This window comes from Pseudoalteromonas sp. SWXJZ10B (assembly GCF_015864475.1).
Lineage (GTDB): Bacteria > Pseudomonadota > Gammaproteobacteria > Enterobacterales > Alteromonadaceae > Pseudoalteromonas > Pseudoalteromonas arctica.
Genome location: NZ_JADYXD010000002.1, coordinates 225484 through 247365 on the forward strand (window position 1 = coordinate 225484; position 21882 = coordinate 247365).

The following is a 21882-nucleotide window of genomic DNA, read 5'->3' on the forward strand; positions in this document are numbered from 1 at the left end:
ATTCAAATTGAATGCGGCTTTTTTGTGCCTATTTTTTATAAATACATAAATATGATTAAGTTAATTAAAAATAAAAAACCGCATTTAGTAAATACGGTTTTTAATTATGTTTAAAGTAGCAAGCAATTTACTTGTATTTTAGTGGTTAAAAGTAACCACGGATACCAAAGCGAAAGTTTCTACCAGGTAACGGTGCTTTATCTTTAATAAACGAGCTATGTACAAAACCTAACTCGTCGGTAATGTTATCTACATTTATATAAAGTTGCGCATCTACTGCACCTAAACCTAGTTGGTAATTAGCTTGTGCGTCAAATAACGTATAGCCATCGGTTTGTGTTTCAAATGCTGTTACATCGTTTTGATCAAAGTAATGAGTACCTGTAAGGGTTAGTTGTAAATCACCTAAATCATACTGTAACTCCGAGCCTAATTTATTGGCTGGGATACGTGGTAGGTTACCTTCATCATCTTTAAGTTTTGCACGAGTTGAGTCACCAAATACTTTAACCATAGCGCTTGATGTAATTTGATAGTGAGCATCAAATTCAATACCATATAGTTCTGCATCTTTGCTGGTGAACTGATAAACCGCAACAGCATCGTCATGTGCACCAATTGCTGACTCTAAACCGTCTTCTTCATCGTAAACTAAACCTGTATTTTCTTGGAAATAAAAGTTCTTAATATCGTTATAGAAAAAGTTAACCGTGTAACCAAAGTCGCCGCTAAAGCGTCTAAAGCTTAAATCTAGGTTTGTTGAAGTTTCTTGCTTGATATTCTCTGGCTCAAAATGTGCTTCATTACCCTCAATGTTATAACCAAGGCCAAGCTCATACGTACCTGTTGCAATGTGTAAACCGTTAGATAGAAGCTCTGCAGAAAGTGGAGCACGCTCTGAATGAGAAATACTTGTCGCAATACTATGCCCTGGTTTGTACTGCCATATAGCACCCGCTGATACGCTTAAATTGGTAAAGCTTTTATTGTATCCAATAGTTTCTTCGTCGCTATGATCTATTTCTACTTCATCGTGGCTATGTTCGTGTGCCGTGATTTGGCTTTCAATTTTGTAATCTTCTACACGTGCACCAAGCTCTATTGTCACGTCGCCAAATTCACGCTCTTCTAGTAAATATAATGCGTTAGTTGTAGTTACACTCGCGGGTGTAAATGCTTCTTCACCAATTGCATCGTAGTCAGAATCGCTGTAGTGATAGCCCATCATTCCGTGCCAATTAGCAAACTTATGCTCTAAATTTAAACGTGCTTCAGTCGTTTTATTTTTAAAAGTAGTACCAATTTCGCCATCTTCAATTTCGCTGTGTGAATAATCTGTATAGCCAACACGTAGGTTGATGGTTTCAATCCAGTTATTATGAAGAGCGTAACTTACAAGCCCTTGCCAGCGGTCTTGCTCTAAATGTGCGTAAACTGGCTCTTCAGCAGCTTCATCTTCATGTTCTGCATGCTCTTCTTCAGTTTCACCTTCGTGATCGTGATGATGCTCATGCCCAGGAATGCCGTAATCAGTATCAATGCTACCGTAAGAAAAACCAATCGTTAAGTGATCGCCAACATAGCTGGTACCAAAGTTGAGTGTTTCGCTATCAATAAAGGTGTTCTCTACTGAATCTTCTTTTTCAACATCGCCATCATCATCGGTGATAGTAAAGTTTGGTGTTTGGTAATCGTCGCCGCTGCGTTTTGTACCATCAAAATGAAAGTTAAAGCCTTCATTACCTGTTTCAAGTTTTGCAGCTACGGTGTTTGAATTTGACACCGTATCGTGGCTGTATTCAGCAGCGCCTGTAAGCTCGTCGATATTGCTAGTAGGAATACGGTTATCAACCACGTTTACAACGCCACCAATTGCACCAGAGCCATAAAGTAGGGTACTTGGACCGCGCAACACTTCAATTTGCTCTGCCGCTAGGCTGTCGCTTGATGTCGCGTGGTCTGGGCCAATTCGCGACGCATCGCTGGCATCTAATCCATTTTGTGTGATTTTAACGCGAGGGCCATCTAAACCACGAATAATTGGGCTTGATGATACAGGGCCAAAGTAACTTGCATTTACGCCTGGTAAACCTTTAAGAGTTTCGCCAAGTGTTGGTTTAGATTTATTTCTTAATTCATCACCAGATAGCACACTTACAGGAGAAATCATTTCTAGGCTGTTCTTATGAAGTGCAGAGGCATAAACAACCACTGTTTCAACCGATGTTGGTTTAAGTGACACAGACAGATTATTTGAAGATTCGGTAACAGTAATACGAGAGTCTATGTAGTTGTCTTTACTAATATGTAATTGGCTGTTTGCATCTATATCGATAGCAAACTCGCCTAAATCATTACTTTTAACGCTTTGGTTTTTGCCATGGACATGGATAGAGGCATTTTTAATTGGTTGATTTTTATCATCCATTACTTTACCAGTAACGGTTGTAGCCAAAGCTGATTGAGAACATAAAACAGAAAAAATAGCAGAGGAGATTAATGTTAACTTTGTCATGGATATATTGGTTCGTGGTTATTATGTTGTGATATAATATAACACCGCAAAATTAACGAATCAACAATGTTATAGTATAACTTTGTGTTTTGCGTTCAAACCACTAAAAGTGCCGATAAACTGTTTGCTTTACAATAGAAGTTAATCTGGCATTAACTCTACTTTACTGTAACAAATCTACTCGTAGTACCCTCAAAGAATATCTGCTAATGATTATGGAGAGTAGTGTTTAAAGTATTGAATTTTATGTTTTTTACCTATAATTTATATTTTTTAATAGCTCCCTCTATTATAAAATACTTCTAAAATCCATTGCATTGTTAACAGTTAATTGTTTTATATCGTCGTTTGTGTAATTATCTTGTGTAGTTTTAACGCTTTTTAGCTATCAATTATTGCTCAAAAGTACACATTTAAACACGCACAATAGTAGGCCAACATGTTTCTCAATCCTTATAGTGTAAAATTAGCATCCTCGTTTTTTTGTTTATCGGTACTTGCAGGGTGTCACAATGCGAAAGCTTCAGATCAAAATTCAACTAAAGGAGCCACTCCATTAAAAAAAGAGCATATAATTTTTGATTTTGAACAGGATAATTACAGCCAATATATAAATACAATTAATGGCTTTAGTACATTAATAAAGGAAGGTGGAAACCATAAACTAGCGGTTACATTAAAATCTAAATCTAATGTAGAAAGTGACTTTGAATTTATAAACCCAAAAGGATGGGATTGGCAAGCAACAGGAAACTTTGCCCTTGCACTTGATATACAAAACCCTGATGAGGCTTCTACTCACCTATACATAAAGACAATAGACAAGTCGGGACAATTTCAAACTCGAAGTGTTGTTGTGCCAGCAAAGTCTCAAAATACGTATTACATAGAATTAAAAGGCGCAAATTTAAATGTTAATTCAGGTATTCGCTCAAACCCACCAAGTTGGAAAAGCAGTTATACGCCAATAATCTATAGAGGCGGACAAAAAAATATCGACGTTAGCAGCATTGTAAAGATATCATTTGGAGTAAAAGGGCTACTTGACGATAAACGAATTTTAATAGACAACTTACGCCTTATAAAGCCAACTAATTTTGATACTAACTATCTAAAAGGGTTAGTTGATAAATTTGGGCAAAATGCAAAATTAGACTTTACCAATAAAGTATCTTCAACAGAGCAGCTACAAGTTATTTCTCAAAAAGAGCAAATTAACTTACAAAACTCACCAATGAAAGGACGTTCTAAATATAGTGGCTGGAAAAACGGCCCACAATTAAAGGCAACGGGATATTTTAGAACTGAAAAATACAAAGGGAAATGGAGTTTAGTCGACCCAGAAGGTTATCTGTTTTTTTCAACCGGCATTGATAACGTTCGTATGGCAAATACTTCAACTATTACCGGTTACGATTTTGACCAAAGCTATATTAAGCAGCGCGAAGCTAATGATTTAACACCAGAGGATTCATTAGGATTAAATCCAGCTCCAAAAACTGCGTGGTCAACACGTTATAAAAGCTCAACACTAAGATCTGATATGTTTAATTGGCTACCCGAGCAAAATAACCCTTTAGCAGATAATTACGGCTACAGACGCGAAGTTCACAGTGGTGCAATTAAAAAAGGTGAAACGTTTAGCTTTTATCGCGCTAATTTAGAGCGAAAATATCAAACCCATAACAACAACGACTTAATGAAACAGTGGCAAAATACCACTGTAAAACGCATGCTTTCATGGGGCTTTACTTCTTTTGGCAATTGGATAGAAGAAGACTATTACCATACTAACCAATTACCTTACTTTGCTAATGCGTGGATCATTGGTAATTTCAAAACGGTAAGCAGTGGTAACGACTACTGGAGCCCATTACCTGACCCATTTGATCCATTATTCGTTGAGCGCGCAGATGTAACGCTTGCAAAAGTAGCCCAGCAAGTTAAAAACAGTCCTTGGTGTGTTGGTGTATTTATTGATAACGAAAAAAGCTGGGGCATGATGAATTCTGACGCCTCACGTTATGGTATTGCTATTAATACACTTAAAAATAACGCCCAAAATAGCCCGACTAAAGCACAATTTGTTACCTTAATGAAAAATAAGTACAGCCAAATTAGCAAACTTAATAAAGCATGGAATACACGTATTGCCTCATGGGATGAGTTTGCTGCAGGCGTCGCACTCACGCAGTTTAACGAGCAAACTAATATCGATTTATCAGCGATGTTATTTCATTATGCTAATCAGTATTTTGCAGTGGTTGACGCGGCTATAGCTAAACACCTTCCAAATCAGCTGAATATGGGAGCACGTTTTGCTGACTGGGGTATGACGCCTGAAATAAGAGCCGCCGCTGCCGCGCATGTAGATGTGATGAGCTACAACTATTACCGAGAGGGATTAAATGAAGATTTTTGGGCATTTTTATCTGATATAGACATGCCAAGCATAATAGGTGAATTTCATAATGGTGCGCTTGATTCTGGGCTATTAAACCCAGGCCTTATACACACTCAATCTCAGCAAGAGCGTGGTACTAAATACAAAAAATATATGAATAGCGTTATAGATAACCCATATTTTGTTGGTGCGCATTGGTTTCAATACATAGACTCTCCACTAACTGGGCGAGCATACGATGGTGAAAACTACAATGTAGGCTTTGTAAATGTAACGGACATTCCTTACAAACCGCTTGTAGATGCAGCTAAAAGCGTGAATAAATCGTTGTATGAACGCAGGTATAATAATGCAAAAAATTAAATATATACTAAGCGCTGTGTGTGTTTTCTGTTTGGGTGTATCTGCTAAGCAAAGTAACACACTTTTATTCGAGCAAGGCCCCTACAAAATATTTAATGAGCAAGCGCTTGAAGTGCTTAACTTAAATAGCCATGTTAAACCCCTCGCTTCGGGTTATGACTGGCTAGAGGGGCCGGTTTGGGTTAATCAAGGAGGATATTTATTATATTCTGATATACCTAATCATCAGGTTTATAAATATACACCAGGTAAAGGTGCAAGTTTGTACTTAGCGCATAGTGGCTATTCAAATGGTTTAATTGTAAATAAACAAAATGAGCTTGTGCTTTTGCAATCGCGCTCACGTGTTATATCAAAAATGAAGACGCCATTAAGCACGCCTAAACCACAATACCTACAAATTGTAAGTCATTATAATGGACAAAAGTTTAACAGCCCAAACGATGGCGTTTTTAACGACCAAGGCATGCTTTATTTTAGTGATCCACCCTATGGTTTACCTAATCAATTAGATGATGAAGGCAAAGAGCTTAAGTTTCAGGGGGTATATTCACTTAAAAATACAGGGGAACTTACCTTATTGGATCGTGATCTTATTTATCCTAATGGGGTCGCATTATCAGCTGATAATAAAACCTTATATGTGGCGGCATCTAATGCTAATAAACCTGCGTGGTATCAGTATGATTTAAATGACAGCGGTGCAGTGATAAGTAAATCTTTATTTTATGAATTACCACCAGCAATTAAGCATGACCAAGGCTTACCAGATGGTTTAAAGGTACATAAAAGTGGGATTATATTTGCTACAGGTCCCAATGGGTTATGGTTATTTAATAAAAATGCTGAGCTACTAGCTCAAATTGAAATGCCAAATATTAGTGCTAATCTAACGTTTAACCAATCACAAAACCGCGTTTATATAACAGCGCATACACAGCTATTGGCACTTGATTTAAAATAGTCTTGTTATTCTATTGTTAAATTAAAGCCCCTATAAGCACGCTTGATAGGGGCTATTTACTCTTTGTTGCCTACATGAATGAAGGTAAGGGGCGTGAGCAGGACGCGGAAGCTTTGCTCGGTTTTTACTTAGCCCACTAGGTTACAAATCTCACGCTGCGATTAAATAGCCTCGAGTTTGAACAAATTTTAATTCTCAAAGATAAACAGACCTTCGGATAATTTCGCTTAATTAAACAGATAACCTTTACAACAACAAATACCTGTTGTAAATTGTTAACAATGAACAGTGTCATGTTAACTAATTCGGTGGCTTAATGAAAGTATCATCACAAACAATCAAAAGTGTAAAAGTCGAGTATTACCAAATTCCGCTAGCAGAAGTGTTAAGTGATGCAAAGCATGGCGATCACACTCACTTTGAAGTTATTACAGTGCATATTATGACTCACGACGGGTATGAAGGGATGGGATATACCTACACTGGCGGCAAAGGTGGTCGCGCAATTTATTCACTCCTTAACGATGAAATAAAGCCCGGTCTAATTGGACAAAATTCTATGTCTATCATGGCAATTTGGGACAAATTGCAGTGGGATCTTCATTATGTTGGCCGAGGTGGACTACTTAGCTTTGCGATTTCAGCAGTTGATATAGCGCTGTGGGATATTAAGTGTAAGCGCTTAAATGCACCATTATGGCAAGTTGCGGGTGGTAGCAGTGACCAAACAAAATGCTATGCAGGCGGAATAGATTTAAACTTTAGCCAAGAAAAACTGCTTAGTAATATAGATGGTTATTTAAATCGTGGCTTTAATGCAGTAAAAATTAAAGTCGGTAAACCCAACTTTAAAGAAGATATAGAACGTGTAGCCGCAGTAAGAGAGCTAATAGGTAAAGATAAAATACTTATGGTAGATGCCAATTACTCAATGACTGTTGAGCAAGCTATTCGTTTTGCTAAATCAATTGAAAAATACGACATAACCTGGTTTGAAGAACCGACTATACCTGATGATTACAAAGGCTTTGCTCGCATAGCACAAGCGACTTCAATACCGCTTGCAATGGGTGAAAATTTGCATACATTGCACGAATTTGGCTATGCGATTAGTCAAGCTAAATTAGGTTTTTTACAACCAGATGCATCAAATATTGGTGGCATAACAGGGTGGTTACATGTAGCGAGTATGGCATATACCCATAATTTACCTATTTGTAGCCATGGCATGCATGAACTACATGTATCACTGTTGGCATCTCAGCCTCACGCTGGTTTTTTAGAAGTTCATTCATTCCCTATAGATGAATATACAACACGTCCTTTAAAGCTTGAAAATGGGCAAGCGTGCGCGCCAGATATAATTGGGACGGGTGTAGAATTTGCCCCTCAACTAATGAGAACACATTTAATTAAACAGTCGTAACTAGAAAAATTAGTAATAAAAGAAAAGAGTTGTTGTGTGTCCACAAATTCAGTGTAGAAATTATTTATCAAGGAATGAATGATAATCTCTTTGTCATAAGTTTTAATTTATGAGTACTGATTTTGTGGACGCTTTTATAAAGGTAAATAGTTATTGCCATTGCAAATATTGATTGTTTTACACAAACCCAAATTGCTAAGTCTGCTGTAAACCCGATGGTTGTAATTAACGCCGAGAATAGTTTTATTTCAATGCTTTAAATTAATTAGTTAAGGGCTCTCACAACCCCACCAAAGCCAGCTTAAATTGCTGGCTTTTTTTATATTTTAAAAATAGCAATAAAGAGCATCAAATTACCATTTTTAAGCCAAATCCGTGTATTTGTATCATTAAGTTGTGATTAAAATGGTGTATCAAAAATAGATTAATAATAGAAATTAGGTTTCATTATGACGTCAAAAGTAACTGGTATTAGCGAGTTTCCCGATGCGTTTGCACAGCAACGAAAAGTAACAGGAATGGGTCAAATGGATGACCAAAACGATCCTGTAAATATGATCTTAGGCTTAAAAGATGTACGAAAAGCAGCGCATAATTGTGCTGTTTTTCAATCGGGTGCTAAACCTGGACGTATTGTAATTCCATCAGAAGTGGCAATACGTGAAACACGCCAAATTCCATTTGAAGTAGACCCGCCTGAGCACGGCGGTTTTCGTGAACTATTAAACCCTTGGTTTAAACGCCCATTAGATGAATGTTACCAAGCGCGTTTACAAACCATTATTGATGAAACCATTGAAAACGCCTTTAAAGCAGAGTCGTTTGATGTGGTGTCACAATTTGCTTTACCACTTCAATCTAAAGCGTTAACGCTTTTACTTAATACCTCAATGGATAAAGCACAAACATGGATAGATTGGGGTACTCATGTATTTAGAAGTGAAGGCAGTGACCTTGATGGCGATAAAGCCAATATTCTATACAACTACATTGATGAGCAAATAGAAAACGCCATTTTAAACCCTGGTGATGATTTATATTCAGTGCTTTTAAATTCAGAGGCGAACGGTAAAAAGCTGAGTAAAGAAGAAATAAAAGGTGTGATGATCCTCACCTTTGCAGGGGGGCGCGACACCGTTATAAACGCGATCACAAACTCTATTGCCTACTTTAGCGAAAACATCAGCGATTTAAAGCGTATTGATGATCAGCCTGAAATATTAAACAGGGCCGTAGAAGAACTAATTCGCTATTTTTCGCCGCTTACGCAAATGGGCCGTGTCGCTACGCAAGACACAAGCGTATGTGAGCACGCTATAAAAGCCGACACACGAGTTTCGTTATGTTGGGCGTCGGCTAATCGCGATGAAAAGGTATTCAAAGATCCCAACAATGTCGACTTCGATCGAAAAGTTAACCCGCATATTAGTTTTGGTTTTAGCCATCACAATTGTTTGGGCGCAACGCATGCCCGCCAAATTCTACGTCAACTAGTGTTATCACTTGCTAATAAAGTTGCTCAAATAGAGACAATAAAAGCAGATGAAAATATTGAAAAACTCGGTGAGTTTCCAAGAAAGGTAGGCTTTAACAGTCTGCACGTTAGCTTTAAATCAAAATAAAAACACCGTAGAAAATAGTTAAATAAATACAGTAACAAGTAAAAGTAGAGGATTAATACGATGGCGAAAGTAATATTTATAACCAAAAAAAACGATGCAGTTGAAGTAGAGGGCGACAGTGGCTCGCTAATGGAACTGGCATCAGCAAATGGTGTTGCTGGTATTGATGGTGATTGTGGCGGTGTATGTTCGTGTGCAACGTGTCATATTTACTTAACACCGGATGACTTTAAAAAAGTAGGTAAACCCGATGAGATAGAAAGCGACATGCTAGAGCTGGACGATAACGTAACGCAATACAGCCGTTTATGTTGCCAAATTGAGGTGTCTGAAAATATTGATGGCATGACCTTCAGAGTAGCCAATTAAAAGCGGGTACAGCATTATGCAAAACACACAATTAGAGCCAAACTCACTGCAGCAAAGCGTTGTTATTATTGGTGCAAGCCATGGCGGCGTTAACTTTGCATTTAACTTACGCCAGCAAGGTTGGCTGGGTAAAATTACGTTACTCGATAGCGATCCTGAACTGCCATATCACAGGCCACCGCTGTCTAAAAAAACGCTGCAATCGTTAGAGGTAAAATCAATACCTTTAAAGGTGCAAAAATCCTACACAGATAGCCATATAGATTTATGTTTAGGTGAGCGTGTTACTGCAATTAACAAGCAAAACAAAACAGTGACTCTTAAAAATAATAAACAACTAGATTTTGATAAATTAGTGATCGCGACTGGTTGCTCGCCCTTTATACCCCCCATTAAAGGCCTTAGTGAAACTGTAGATGAATATGGCACCTCTCAATATTTCGCAATGCGAACACATAGTGATGCCGTAGCAATAAAAAAAGCGCTAAGTGCAAGCACTAACAAAGAAGTGGTGATTATTGGTGGAGGTTATATCGGCCTTGAATCGGCGTCATCCTTTATTGCACTTGGCGCTAAAGTAACGGTTATCGAAAAACAAGAAAAAATACTATCGCGAGTCACATCATCTGCTATGTCTAACTTTTTAACTGATTTACACAAAACGAAGGGGGTAGACCTGCAAACAGCAAAAGATATTGTACAAATTAAGCACACAAACAATAAACATTATGTGCAATGTAGTGATGGCAGTGAGTATCCCGCCGATTTTATTTTAATTGGCGTAGGTGTAAGGCTAAATACACAACTTGCAACAGATGCTGAGCTGGTGGTTGAGCAAGGCATAAAAGTAAATGACGTATGCCAAACATCACACCCTGATATCTACTCAATTGGTGATTGCACTATTCATTTTAATAAAATTTATAATCGTTGGATCAGACTTGAGTCGGTACAAAACGCAGTTGACCAAGCTAAAGTTGCTGCGCAGTTTTTAGCTAAAAATAATACGTCAGCTCCTGCACTCCCTTGGTTTTGGTCAGATCAATACGAATATAAATTACAAATAGTAGGTTTATCACAAGGCTATAACGAGATTATTAAGCGCCAAGAAGCTCCCGGTCAATTTTCACTTTGGTACTTTAATAACGACACACTGCTTTGTGTGGAAGCTGTTAATTATGCAAAGGCCTATGTACTTGGCACACAGGCTATTAAGCAAGGTTTAAAGGTAAACAAACAGGTATTGAACAATTTGACTATAGCACTTGCAAAACCTCAGTTATTTCAGGCGTAACTGCTGTCGATACTGATGCGGAGTCACTTTAAAGTGATGTTTAAACTGCTTAATAAAATACGACGGGCTAGAAAAGCTTAAATCGTAAGATATATCAGTCACCGAAACATCACTTTGCCCGAGTAACCGTGCGGCATTATATAACTTGTGCTGAATCAGGTAGTCGGAATAAGGCACTCTAAAGTGATTTTTAAATACCCTTGAAAAATACGAAGGTGATAAATGGCAAAGGGCTGCGGCTTGCTCAAGTGACAGGTTAAGGCCGTTATTTGTTTTAAGCTCATTAATTACCGGAGCAAGCTTTTTAAAACTTGCTGAGCTACTTAATGACGTTTGCTGCTTAGATAAACTGCTTTTACCATATTCGCACACCATAGTGATTAAGCTATCAAACAGTTGAGCACAGGTTTTACTTTTAGGATTTTCGTTAAATTCGCTAAGCATCCAAGCGAGCAACTTATGAATCCTTTTTTGTATTTCAATGCTAAAGCTTAAATGCAAACCAGTTTTTAGTAATTCTATAAATTCTTGTAAGGCCTGATTATTAAGGCGTTCAGGCATAAATTGCACAATATACCAAGATTTAGGGCGCGGATTTAAAGCAAAGTCGTGGGTTTCCATAGCGGGTGTAAAAACGGCCTCAAAATCAGAAAGAATCGATTCACCTTGATGATAAAAATAAGTGCCGTCAATTTGTTCAAAAAATATAAATTCATGCACCTGATGAAAGTGCATAAAACATGAATAGCTATCGTGCTGAAGATAACTTACATGATGAATTTCGAAATCGTAACCGTCTTTTATACAAAACGGTTCACAGTAAATTGTCGGTTGCTTCATAACATAATACTTATATTTAGAGACTTAGGAGTCTACATGTACAAGGCAAAAGCTGCAATTGCAGATGGAAAAGGCGGTTTTTTCTTCGATACCGTTAATGTCGGAAAACCAAGTGCTGGCGAAGTAAAAATTAAAATAAAAGCCTCAGGTATTTGTCATACAGATTGGGATTCAATTAAAACGTGGAATAAAAAATTTATCATTGGTCATGAAGGCGCAGGAACCGTTGTTGAGTTGGGCGAAGGTATAACGGAATTTACTATCGGCGATAAAGTAATACTAAATTGGGCAATTCCGTGTGGTGAGTGTTTCCAGTGCCAAGAGGGTAATTTACACATTTGTGAAGTAAATAGCCCCGTAACTGGCAATGGTTTATGCGGACACGCAGGTAAACAAGCGTGTGAGCATAATGGCAATAGCTTAGAGCGCTCATTTCATTTAGGTACGATGAGCGAATACACCGTCGTTAAGGCTGCTGCAGTTATAAAAATACACAGTGACATTCCTTTTCCAAGTGCAAGTATTGTTGGTTGCGGCGTAATGACCGGTTACGGATCAGTAGTTAATGCAGCTAAAGTAAAAGCAGGTTCTTCAGTGGCCGTATTAGGCTGTGGAGGCGTAGGACTAAATGCAATACAAGGGGCTGCAATTTCAGGCGCCGCTAAAATAATAGCAATTGATTTGTCACCGGAGCGATTAACACAAGCTAAAGCATTTGGTGCTACACATACCGTACTTGCTAAAAAGTATGACCCTGATTTAGTTCACATGATAAACGAAGTTAAAGCGCTAACAAATAGTCGCGGAGCCGATTATGCCTTTGAGTGTACAGCAGTGCCGGCACTTGGTTCAGCGCCATTAGCATTAATACGCAGCGCGGGAGTTGCGGTACAAGTGAGTGGCATTGAGCAAAAAATAGATTTTGATTGCGAACTATTTGAGTGGGATAAAATTTATATAAATCCGCTCTACGGGCAATGTAATCCTAAGCGCGACTTTGCTCAAATACTAGACCTTTATGACGCAAAAAAGCTCAAGCTCGATGAGCTAGTCACAAAAACTTACTCGTTAGATGAGTTACAAACAGGCTTTGACGACATGCTAGCAGGGCGTATCGCTAAAGGTGTCGTCGTGTTTGATGATTAAAGGAGTATAAAATGGCAATTCATCGTTTAGAAATATCAAATAGCAGCTACACCGCTGATAACTTTGTAACGCTAACCGCGTATAGCAGCCACTTAAAAGGGCGAGGTGATATAAGCATTTACCAAGAAGCAACCAGTAATAAAAATGTACCTATAATTGTATTACTGCATGGTGTGTATGGTAGCCACTGGGTGTGGAGCCAGCTAGGGGGCGTACATAAAGTGTATCAGCAGCTTCGTAGCAGTGGCCTTAACGAGTTTGTATTAGTGATGCCATCAGATGGCGCGCACGCCGAGGGCAGCGGGTATTTGCCACTTAAAAATGCAGATTATGAAGCATGGATAGTTGATGATGTGATTAGCGCTGTTATTCAAACTCAACCAATGTGCTCGAGCTCATCAAATATTTATATTACGGGCCTTTCAATGGGAGGGTATGGAGCATTATGTTTAGGTGCAAAGCATCCAACTATTTTTAGCGGTATATCAGCGCATTCATCAATTACTGAGCTTGACGACTTTAATCACTTTGTTGATGAACACACTCTAAAGCCACTAAAAAAAACCACTGATAAGTACAAAGGCGACGTGTTTAAAACATTGAGCGCGAATAAAAAGACATTACCGCCACTGCGATTTGATTGCGGAAAAGACGATGTACTTTTTAGTGCTAATACTGCGCTTGCAAAAAAGCTAGCTGATAAAAATGTTCCTCATACGTTCGATATTTTTGCAGGCACCCATTGCTGGGAGTATTGGCACGAACATGTAGCTAAAACTATGATCTTTTTTGCTCAATTAGAAAGCAAAACTCACACACAATTAAAATAAGGAAATAACCCATGAAAGTCATTAGCTCACTTTTAATTGCATTTGCATGTACTGCATCAAGCAATTTAGTCGCACAGCCAGAAGTATCCGTAAATTTAAACGTAAAGCGAAGTATTGACGGCCTATCAACCTTTGATAGAAGCAAATATATTGTTATGCACTCGATGCTAACAACAACCGATTGGAAGGGGGAAGAAGATAAGCTCGACTACTTACTTAACGACCTTGATGTGTACTTTGGTCGTGATAACGGTTCTATGCCGTATTACGCGACTCAAGTTGAGCAAAACCCAAATAATCTAGGGTACGCAAGCCCTGAGAGTATCGCTGCTTATGGCAAAACTGCTCGCGAAGATTATTATGGTAAAACGTTGTCGAAGCTTCATAAATACGACAATAGAGCCCATGTAATGATAGGCGGGCAAATTAATCAGTTTTGGATTGGTAATCATAAAGGCAAAGGCGAATGGAGCTTTGCTAATACCGATGCCGTGGGTCAATACATGGGACATTTTGTAAATGAATTTTATCGAAATGACAACCAAGGACCGAACAAAGGCCCAGCACGCCCACAATACCTTGAAATACTTAATGAGCCACTTTACGAACTTGTTGATGTACATCACGGTAAGCCTATCGATACATTTATTTTTCATAACGAAGTAGCCCAAGGCATACGAAAAGTTAATACAAGTATTAAGATTGGTGGGTACACCACTGCCTTTCCATGGTTTGACGATAACAATTTCAATCGTTGGGATGAGCGAATGAAGCTATTTTTAGATACCAGCGGTGAATACATGGATTATTTTTCGATTCACCTTTATGACTTTGGCTACTTAAACCGCGATAAAGGCGTTGCTAACTTTAAAGGAGCCCGTATAGAAGCCACTATGGATATGATGGAGCAATACGAAAAGCTTAAACTAGGTAAGGTAAAACCTTTCATGATTTCGGAATACGGCGGGCGTGACCATAAAACAGAAGCAACGCCATGGACTGCAATAAATGACTGGCAAACTATGAAATCGTTTAGCCCTATGATGATGCAATTTATGGCTAAACCGAATCTCATACTTAAAGCCATTCCATTTAGTTTAGCAAAAGCAGAGTGGAGTGGTAATGAGGGACGCGATTATGCTTGGCGCTTACTACGCCACAATGACGAAAAAACATGTGAAACAGGCGATGAATATGTATTCACCGACATTATTAAATTTTATCAATTGTGGTCAGATGTAAATGGCACACGTGTTAATACTGAATCAAACGAAGCCGACTTACTAGTAGATAGTTATGTAAACAATAACAAAGCATATGTAATTATCAGTAATTTAGAAACAAGTGCTAATAGCGCCTTGCTAAATTTAACAGAGCTACCAAGCAATCCGATTAATAACATTAAAATTAAGCACTTGCACTTTGCTAATGGTGAGCCAACACTTACAACAACATCACAAAATATTGGTGTAAAAAATGAGTTACCAAAAAGCATTAACATAGGCGCAGAAGCCACAGTAATTATTGAATATACGTTCAGCGACAATATAAAAATTATTGCTGAGTCTGACGAGCATAAATACTATGCAACAACCTACAAACAGGCAATTAAAGCCAATACAGCGCTTAAATTTAACATTAACGATGTAAAAATAAGTGAATATGGAAAAGGTATATTGCGTTTAAGTTTTGGTAGAGAGCATGATTTAGCTCAACAACCTATCGTTAAAGTAAATGACACTTTAGTTACTGTACCAACCGATTATGCCGGTGATGAGCAAGTATTTCGCCCACAAGTATTTAGTATGCTAGAAATCGAAGTACCAAACGAGCTGTTAAAAACCAATAATACAATATTAGTTACATATCCTGATGATGGCGGATTTGTTAGCAGCGTGACGCTCCAAGCGTTTGAGTACAGTGATGATATTTAATTTAAAAAACTAACTATTTGTTATGATATAAAAAGCAAGGTCACTAATTATTAGTGGCCTTAGTTGTTATTCGTCCGCTTTTTAAATTCATAGACAATCTTTAATTATCACAGAAGTCTTATTAAATTTTAAAAATAGATGGCATAATTCGTATGCATTAGTGATTGATCTTTATGTGTATTATATTTACTTGTGCTATTGGCCGAAAAGAAAACAGATGCCTTAATGGTTGGCGGAAGCTTATTTTATGTTTATCCCGCACTACTTGTTTATGGGGTACCAATATCAATTTTATTAAAAAAATTTAATGTTTTTAATTTACCTATGGTTCTTTTAGCGAGTGTAACTCCATTTATTATAATTATTCCAATGGGATGGAATGAGCCTATAATACCCTTATTTGTAATTTGCTTTGGCTCTATTGTTGTGGCTATAGGTTGTTGGTATACACGTTTACTCTTATTTAAAAATAAAAAAATAACCAATAACCTGTTGCAGTTTAAAAGAGAGTTACCGACTATCAATCATAAGTATATCTAGTTTATGTTGAGCCCTGGTTTGATTTTTTATGTCGATAGGTTCAATCATTTCGCATTCGTCTCTGATCATTTCAGGAATGAGGCTTGGGTAGTGGCGACAGTCCTCTGGGCGGTCGAGGTAAATACTGCAGGTATACATATTTTTAGCGAGAGGATCTTTTTTAGGCGCAATTTCTAAAAATGGGCACACTTGAAGTCTTAAGCCTGTTTTTGGGTCAAACCAAATTTCGTTGTTTTTAACGTATTCATAAATTTCGGGGTTAAAGAGCTCCCATAAATCTATTTCCTCTTTCGTTGCGCTTAAATCGCCGCCGCCATATTTAATACAGCATTTACCACACTGGTTGCATTCTTTCATAATTTGCTAATTTGGTTGGCTGTTAACGAGTTTAAGTTAGTTATTAGTGTAGCACCAAATTTATTATTAACGCTCTACTGAATTTACCCATCCTTTAATTTTTGGGTGTGTAAACAATAGTTAGATACAATAACTTAAGTTAAAACCCTTTGTTACATTTTATATAGTACAGGCTTTATTTAATGGTTTACTCTAAAGGTAGCGAAAAATATTACAAACCCCGCTTGAGCAACTGTGTGATTGTTAAATGTTGCTGAGCGCAGATACCTAAGCAGGGCGTTATTATGAAGGAGGCTGTCACTAAGTTAAAAACAGAATTTAATGCAAAGCTATTGTATTGGAACAATCTTAAAAGTAGCAAAGCCAAAGCGGCAATCATCCTATTATTTTTAGTTGTCATTGCACTTAAAGTCTTTACGACCATTTTTACGTTGGATTGGGTTGCAAGTTTATTCAGCGTGTAAGTTTACCAAGAGTAATTGCGATAAAGTTTAATCTCAGAGTGTTTAACGCCTACGCGATGTTCATTATTAATGTATTATTACGCTATACACCAAATTAAATAAATCAGTTGTTTAAATACGTTTTATAATGACTGTAATGATACATTTTAGCTAAATTGAGTGAGTAAATGAGTTTAGCTGCATTAAAGGATAACCAGTGATGATGAATACAAAAGTATATAAAGCGGTACATGATCTAGCAGAAGATTTAATGGCGGCGGCTAACAAAAATAACCGTGAAAAGTTTGAGTCGTTATTTGCTCAATTAAAAGCTATTTGTATTGAAAACGAAAACACCTCAAAAGATCACCCTGTACAATGGGAAACTTTAGCTGATTTTACCGAAGAGTTAGAAGAGGCAATTACTACTTACGAAAAAGCATTAGAAAAGTCGATTGCGATTAATAACAAAGATCACATGTCGTCGGTTTCTTTTTCAATGGCTACATTACAGCTTGAGCTTGGCCAAAAAGATGAAGCTATTAAAAACCTTCAAAATGCTAAAGTCAGCGCCAATAAAATTGAAGACAAAGAGCTTAAAGCTGAAATACACGACCTACTAGAGTCGCTTATTGAAGAAGAAGGTTAAATACATAAAAGTATAACTTATCCATATTAAATGTGATTTTTGTGGATTTAGCTTGAGCTTAATAAAGCGCTGATGGTTTATACCCTCAGCGTTTTTTTATGTTCGCTATAAATACTAAACCAAAATAAAAGGCTTACTATTGAGCTAGCTTATTCATAAAGTCGATAATGTACTTTGCAATTTCTACTGGTTTTTCTTCAACGCTAAAGTGCCCTGAATCGAGTAAATAGAGTTCAGCGTTCGGTACATCTTTTAAGTATGCTTTAGCGCCTTCGGCTATGAATGCTGGGTCGTTTTTACCCCATACAATTAACGTTGGTGGTTGGTACTTGCGTAAATAAGCTTGCCACTTTGGATAGTCGAGAAGGTTGTTGTAGTAATCTTGTAGCAATTGCACTTGAATTACTCTATCGGCTTTGGTTTGTAAAAAGTGAAGATCGTGCGTCCAGCTATCTGGGCTCATCACTTCTGGGTTACTTTGTACGTCTCGTAAATACTGCTTATTAATAATGGCTTGTTCAGACGTGAACGAATAAATTTTATCTTGCTGAGCTTTCGAACTATCTTCATTCGCGGCTTTAAAAAATGCTTGCCACGGTAGGGTTAGCCCCTCTAAATACGCATTACCATTTTGTACAATAAGTGCATCAAGTTTATTAGGATTATTTAACAGCATTCTAAAGCCTACGGGCGCTCCAAAGTCTTGTATATATAGGCTGTAGCGCTTTACTTTAAGCGTTGTGAGTAACCCTTCAACGTATTGAGCTAGTAATTCAAAAGTATATTTTTGAGTTTCTGGGTTTGGGCGGTCGCTATAACCTGAGCCTAAATAATCAGGTGCTATCACATGATAACGCCCAGATAAAAGCGGAATAAGCTCACGGTAGCTATGTGATGACGACGGATAACCATGTAAAAGTACAATTGTTTGCTCATGTTGCTTGCCTGCTTCTCGATAAAATATTTTTTTACCATTTACGTTTGCATATTTGTAAGTGGTTTTTGAAGGCCATACAGCATCTGTGGCGTACACTTTGGCGGTAAGTGTAGACATAGATACTAATAAAAACACAATAAATGAGGCGATGTGAGCAGGTCTTATTTTAAGATTGTTTTGTATATCTGGGTGCATAACTAAACTCGTTAATGTTTTGGTAATACTGCTTTATTAACAAATTAGACCAGCCATCTTAATAATTACATTCATTAAAACTTCCAATTTACTTAAATGTCTAAGTATAAAATATAATAATTGTTAACAGTTTAACCTCTAAAATATCAATTCGAATCTGTCGTAAAAAAATATATTCTTAAAAAACTAAGTGCATATATAAAAATTTAATTCTTGTACTTATTTCATGCCGATAAATTAAAAAGTATTTAGTAACATATGCTTACGGTTGTTTTTTGTCGTGTGTGTTATAAGTGACTATTATTTGTAACTATAAATATTGTGTTCATGTTGTTCATTTAAACTTTAAATTCACGTGCCTATTTATGGTACTAAAGTGTGAAATTTGAACAAATCATTAATTTATTGTTGCATACAGTTAATTGTTAACATTATATTGATTGTGAATTCGATGCCTTTACACAAAGGATTAATTTTCACACCAAGATAGGTAACAAAAAATGAAAAAAAGCTCATTGTATTGCGCGATTTCGAGCGCGCTATTACTTTCAAGCGTTTTTAATGCACACGCTGGCACTGTTATTAAACAAACGTCTTCACAAATGTGTTTTAGAACCGCTGATAATGCAGTAAATGGTACTCAAGTAGTATTAAACAATAACTGTAGCGGTGATGCAGCAGGGTTTAGCTGGACATCTGGTGGGAGTATAAAGCACGTTAAGTCGGGTTTATGCGTCCACCCTGGCGGCTTAGCAAACCCCGTCGATGGACAGCAACTTGTTTTGTGGTCGGGTTGTGACTTTGATAACCGAGTGAAGTTTACTAAAACGTCGGCTAATGCTATTAAGCATGTATCAGGAGGTAAATGTGTTCAACCAACTAACACATCAGACGGTAGTAATTTAGTTGTTAAATCGCAGTGTGGTGCAAATCAAAGTAAGTTTGTTGTTGAGCAACAAGTAAATAGCGGTGCAAACGTTAGTAACGATACAGTCAAGGTACAGTTTAATATTGATACTAAGCATGCGGTGGGTCAGTTTGATAGTTTTGATCGTCGTAAGTTTATTACATTGCACTCATCTAATACCGAAAGTGACTGGTTTGGAAATAATGCTCAAAGTTTAAATGCGCCTAATGCTGATCCTAATTTAATGACGAACTTTTTAGAAAATTATGATGTATATTTTGGCCGCGATACCGGCAGCATGAAATATCAATTAACACAGTTACCAGAAGATTCGGCTAAACCAGGTTATGCAAGTGCGGTAACGGCTACAACTAATGGTGGCGGTGTTAAATGGAATTACTCCAATATTACCACAGATGAAGCTAAAGCAATGCGAAAGAATGAAGGGCGTAACAGTGATTTAATTGTCGCAGCACAGCAGCACCCTTATTACCCAGATGGTACTAAAATTGGTAACCAAAACTGGTCTTTTTCGCAAACTGATACTGCCGGCGAACCACTAGGCACCGCGCTTGGTGATTATATGGCGCAGTTTTTACAAAAGTACTTTAAAGCTGGCGCATCAGATACTCTAGGTCAAAAGCGCCCAACATACCTTGAAGTTATGAACGAGCCACTATTTGAACTACACGACTTTCCTCATAAAGGTTATGACAAAGAAAGTCTATATGACATCTTTAGGCTACATAACTCAGTTGCAGATGTAGTTCATAATAATTCAGCATTGAACGATGTAAAAGTAGGCGGTTTTACAGTGGCATTTCCTGATTATGAAAAAGGGGCAAACTATTTTGATAATTGGAAGCAACGCGACAAGGCATTTCTAGATATTGCAGGAGATAAAATGGATTTTATTTCGATGCACTTATACGATTTTCCAAACTTTCCAGGCGGCCCTGGTGGTCAACATCAAGAGCAATACCGTAAAGGTAGTAACATGGAAGCGACTCTTGATATGGTTGAGCAATACATGGCTTATAAATGGGGGAGTATTAAACCAATAGTCATTTCGGAATATGGATCGCAACTGCAAGGGTCTTTTGGCACTAAATGGACACCGCAACGTGATTGGCTATGTTTAAAAGCAATGAGCTCTATGCTTATGAGCTTTATGGAAAGGCCTAACCGTATTGATAAAGCCATACCGTTTATTCCATTAAAAGCAGAGTGGGGCCGTATAAGCGATACCATTCCGTATTACTGGCGTTTACTACGTCAAGCTAAAGAGGGAGAAGGTGAAACCGGCGAGCAGTGGGTTTACACCGAAATGGTTAAGTTTTACCAGCTTTGGTCAGATATTAAAGGGACGCGAATCGATAGCTGGGCGAGTGATTTGGATATACAAGCAGATGCTTATGTTGATGGCAAAGATGTTTATTTGGTATTAAACAGCCTTGAAAATTCACCAACCAATATTGATTTAAGTGTTTTAGGCGGTGGTTCTAATAGCGTTACTGGCGTAAACATTAAGCATTTACATCCTGATGCTCAAGGTAAACCAGTCCTTGATGATAACGATAGTACAGTATTACCTGATTTAGTTAATTTGGGCACAGAGTCAACGATGATCATTAAAATTAGTCATCAAAGTAATGTGATAATTAATAATATTAATCAAGAAACTAAGCACTACGCAAGTGCTGTGGTTAAAGATATTGTTGCTAACTCAACTCAGTTTTTTACAATTAATAACGTTGATAAAGGAACTAATGGCGAGGCAGTATTACGCTTAGGTGTTGGTCGTCCTCATGGTAAGTCGCTTACACCTACGGTTACTGTTAATGGTAATAAAGTCGCTGTACCTACTGATTTTAGAGGGTACGACCAGGTTAATGGAGGGTTAGGACGCGAACGTTTCTTTGGTGTACTTGAAATACCGGTACCTTATAGCGACCTTGCAAAAACGAATAGTATTGAAGTGACATTTCCAGACACTGGCGGCGCTGTTAGTTCACTTACACTACAAAACTTTAAAATGAGTAAACGTATTACTCGCTAAAAAGGTGTAATAAAGGTTAAGTAATAAACAAACTGCGGGTTTATCTATATAATAGATTCGCAGTTTTTTATTTTTATCGAATCTTTCC

General features: G+C 37.6%; 16 protein-coding genes. 12 read left to right on the forward strand and 4 right to left on the reverse strand.

The genetic code is table 11. From position 1 onward, the window contains the following. Nucleotides 1-145: 145 nt before the first annotated feature. Nucleotides 146-2515, reverse strand: a complete 2370-nt coding sequence (locus I6F54_RS02925) for a TonB-dependent receptor (protein WP_197139606.1) — start codon at nt 2513-2515, stop codon at nt 146-148. A gap of 439 nt (nt 2516-2954) precedes the next feature. On the opposite strand from I6F54_RS02925, the gene I6F54_RS02930 reads away from it, so the two are divergent. The 6 genes from I6F54_RS02930 (at nt 2955) to I6F54_RS02955 (ending at nt 10957) form a co-directional block, all read left to right on the forward strand. After that, on the forward strand, nt 2955-5282 hold the full coding sequence (locus I6F54_RS02930; protein ID WP_166113094.1) for a beta-galactosidase: 2328 nt from the start codon (nt 2955-2957) through the stop codon (nt 5280-5282). Beyond that, complete coding sequence (locus I6F54_RS02935) at nt 5269-6246, forward strand: SMP-30/gluconolactonase/LRE family protein (RefSeq protein ID WP_197139609.1); 978 nt, start codon at nt 5269-5271, stop codon at nt 6244-6246. Before I6F54_RS02930 ends, I6F54_RS02935 begins: the two co-directional genes overlap by 14 nt. A 316-nt stretch (nt 6247-6562) precedes the next feature. Then, on the forward strand, nt 6563-7672 hold the full coding sequence (locus I6F54_RS02940) for a mandelate racemase/muconate lactonizing enzyme family protein (protein ID WP_197139611.1): 1110 nt from the start codon (nt 6563-6565) through the stop codon (nt 7670-7672). A gap of 449 nt (nt 7673-8121) precedes the next feature. Further along, nucleotides 8122-9294 carry a cytochrome P450 gene (locus I6F54_RS02945; protein WP_197139613.1) on the forward strand — a complete coding sequence of 391 codons (1173 nt, stop codon included), beginning with the start codon at nt 8122-8124 and terminating at the stop codon, nt 9292-9294. Between the two features lie 60 nt (nt 9295-9354). Continuing rightward, the gene (locus I6F54_RS02950; RefSeq protein WP_166113097.1) at nt 9355-9663 is read left to right on the forward strand and encodes a 2Fe-2S iron-sulfur cluster-binding protein; all 309 of its coding nucleotides are present in this window, start codon (nt 9355-9357) and stop codon (nt 9661-9663) included. 16 nt (nt 9664-9679) lie between these two features. Further along, nucleotides 9680-10957 (forward strand): NAD(P)/FAD-dependent oxidoreductase, encoded by a 1278-nt coding sequence (locus tag I6F54_RS02955; RefSeq protein WP_197139615.1) that lies wholly within the window; start codon nt 9680-9682, stop codon nt 10955-10957. On the opposite strand, the gene I6F54_RS02960 is transcribed toward I6F54_RS02955, so the two are convergent. Next, nucleotides 10943-11797, reverse strand: coding sequence for a helix-turn-helix transcriptional regulator (locus I6F54_RS02960; RefSeq protein ID WP_231616980.1), 855 nt, complete (start codon nt 11795-11797; stop codon nt 10943-10945). The genes I6F54_RS02955 and I6F54_RS02960 overlap by 15 nt on opposite strands. Nucleotides 11798-11833: 36 nt before the next feature. Here I6F54_RS02960 and I6F54_RS02965 point away from each other — a divergent pair, with 36 nt between their 5' ends. The 4 genes from I6F54_RS02965 to I6F54_RS02980 all read left to right on the forward strand — a co-directional run bounded on the left by I6F54_RS02965 (nt 11834) and on the right by I6F54_RS02980 (nt 16247). Further along, nucleotides 11834-12943: a Zn-dependent alcohol dehydrogenase gene (locus I6F54_RS02965; protein WP_007586186.1), complete on the forward strand. Its 1110-nt coding sequence runs from the start codon at nt 11834-11836 to the stop codon at nt 12941-12943. A gap of 11 nt (nt 12944-12954) precedes the next feature. Next, nucleotides 12955-13773 carry an alpha/beta hydrolase gene (locus I6F54_RS02970; RefSeq protein WP_197139617.1) on the forward strand — a complete coding sequence of 273 codons (819 nt, stop codon included), beginning with the start codon at nt 12955-12957 and terminating at the stop codon, nt 13771-13773. Between the two features lie 11 nt (nt 13774-13784). Further along, complete coding sequence (locus I6F54_RS02975) at nt 13785-15707, forward strand: beta-agarase (protein WP_197139619.1); 1923 nt, start codon at nt 13785-13787, stop codon at nt 15705-15707. Between the two features lie 198 nt (nt 15708-15905). Continuing rightward, entirely contained in the window at nt 15906-16247 is a 342-nt protein-coding gene (locus I6F54_RS02980; RefSeq protein ID WP_166418992.1) for a hypothetical protein, read from the forward strand. On the opposite strand, the gene I6F54_RS02985 is transcribed toward I6F54_RS02980, so the two are convergent. Further along, nucleotides 16218-16604 (reverse strand): YkgJ family cysteine cluster protein, encoded by a 387-nt coding sequence (locus I6F54_RS02985; protein ID WP_007586180.1) that lies wholly within the window; start codon nt 16602-16604, stop codon nt 16218-16220. The two genes, I6F54_RS02980 and I6F54_RS02985, sit on opposite strands and share 30 nt — an antisense overlap. 663 nt (nt 16605-17267) lie before the next feature. On the opposite strand from I6F54_RS02985, the gene I6F54_RS02990 reads away from it, so the two are divergent. Then, nucleotides 17268-17696 carry a hypothetical protein gene (locus I6F54_RS02990; protein WP_007586178.1) on the forward strand — a complete coding sequence of 143 codons (429 nt, stop codon included), beginning with the start codon at nt 17268-17270 and terminating at the stop codon, nt 17694-17696. 136 nt (nt 17697-17832) lie between these two features. Here I6F54_RS02990 and I6F54_RS02995 read toward each other — a convergent pair whose 3' ends face one another. Continuing rightward, complete coding sequence (locus I6F54_RS02995; protein ID WP_197139621.1) at nt 17833-18828, reverse strand: alpha/beta fold hydrolase; 996 nt, start codon at nt 18826-18828, stop codon at nt 17833-17835. A gap of 500 nt (nt 18829-19328) precedes the next feature. Between I6F54_RS02995 and I6F54_RS03000 the strand changes: the two genes are divergently transcribed. Further along, entirely contained in the window at nt 19329-21794 is a 2466-nt protein-coding gene (locus tag I6F54_RS03000) for an agarase (RefSeq protein ID WP_197139623.1), read from the forward strand. Nucleotides 21795-21882 lie beyond the last annotated feature (88 nt).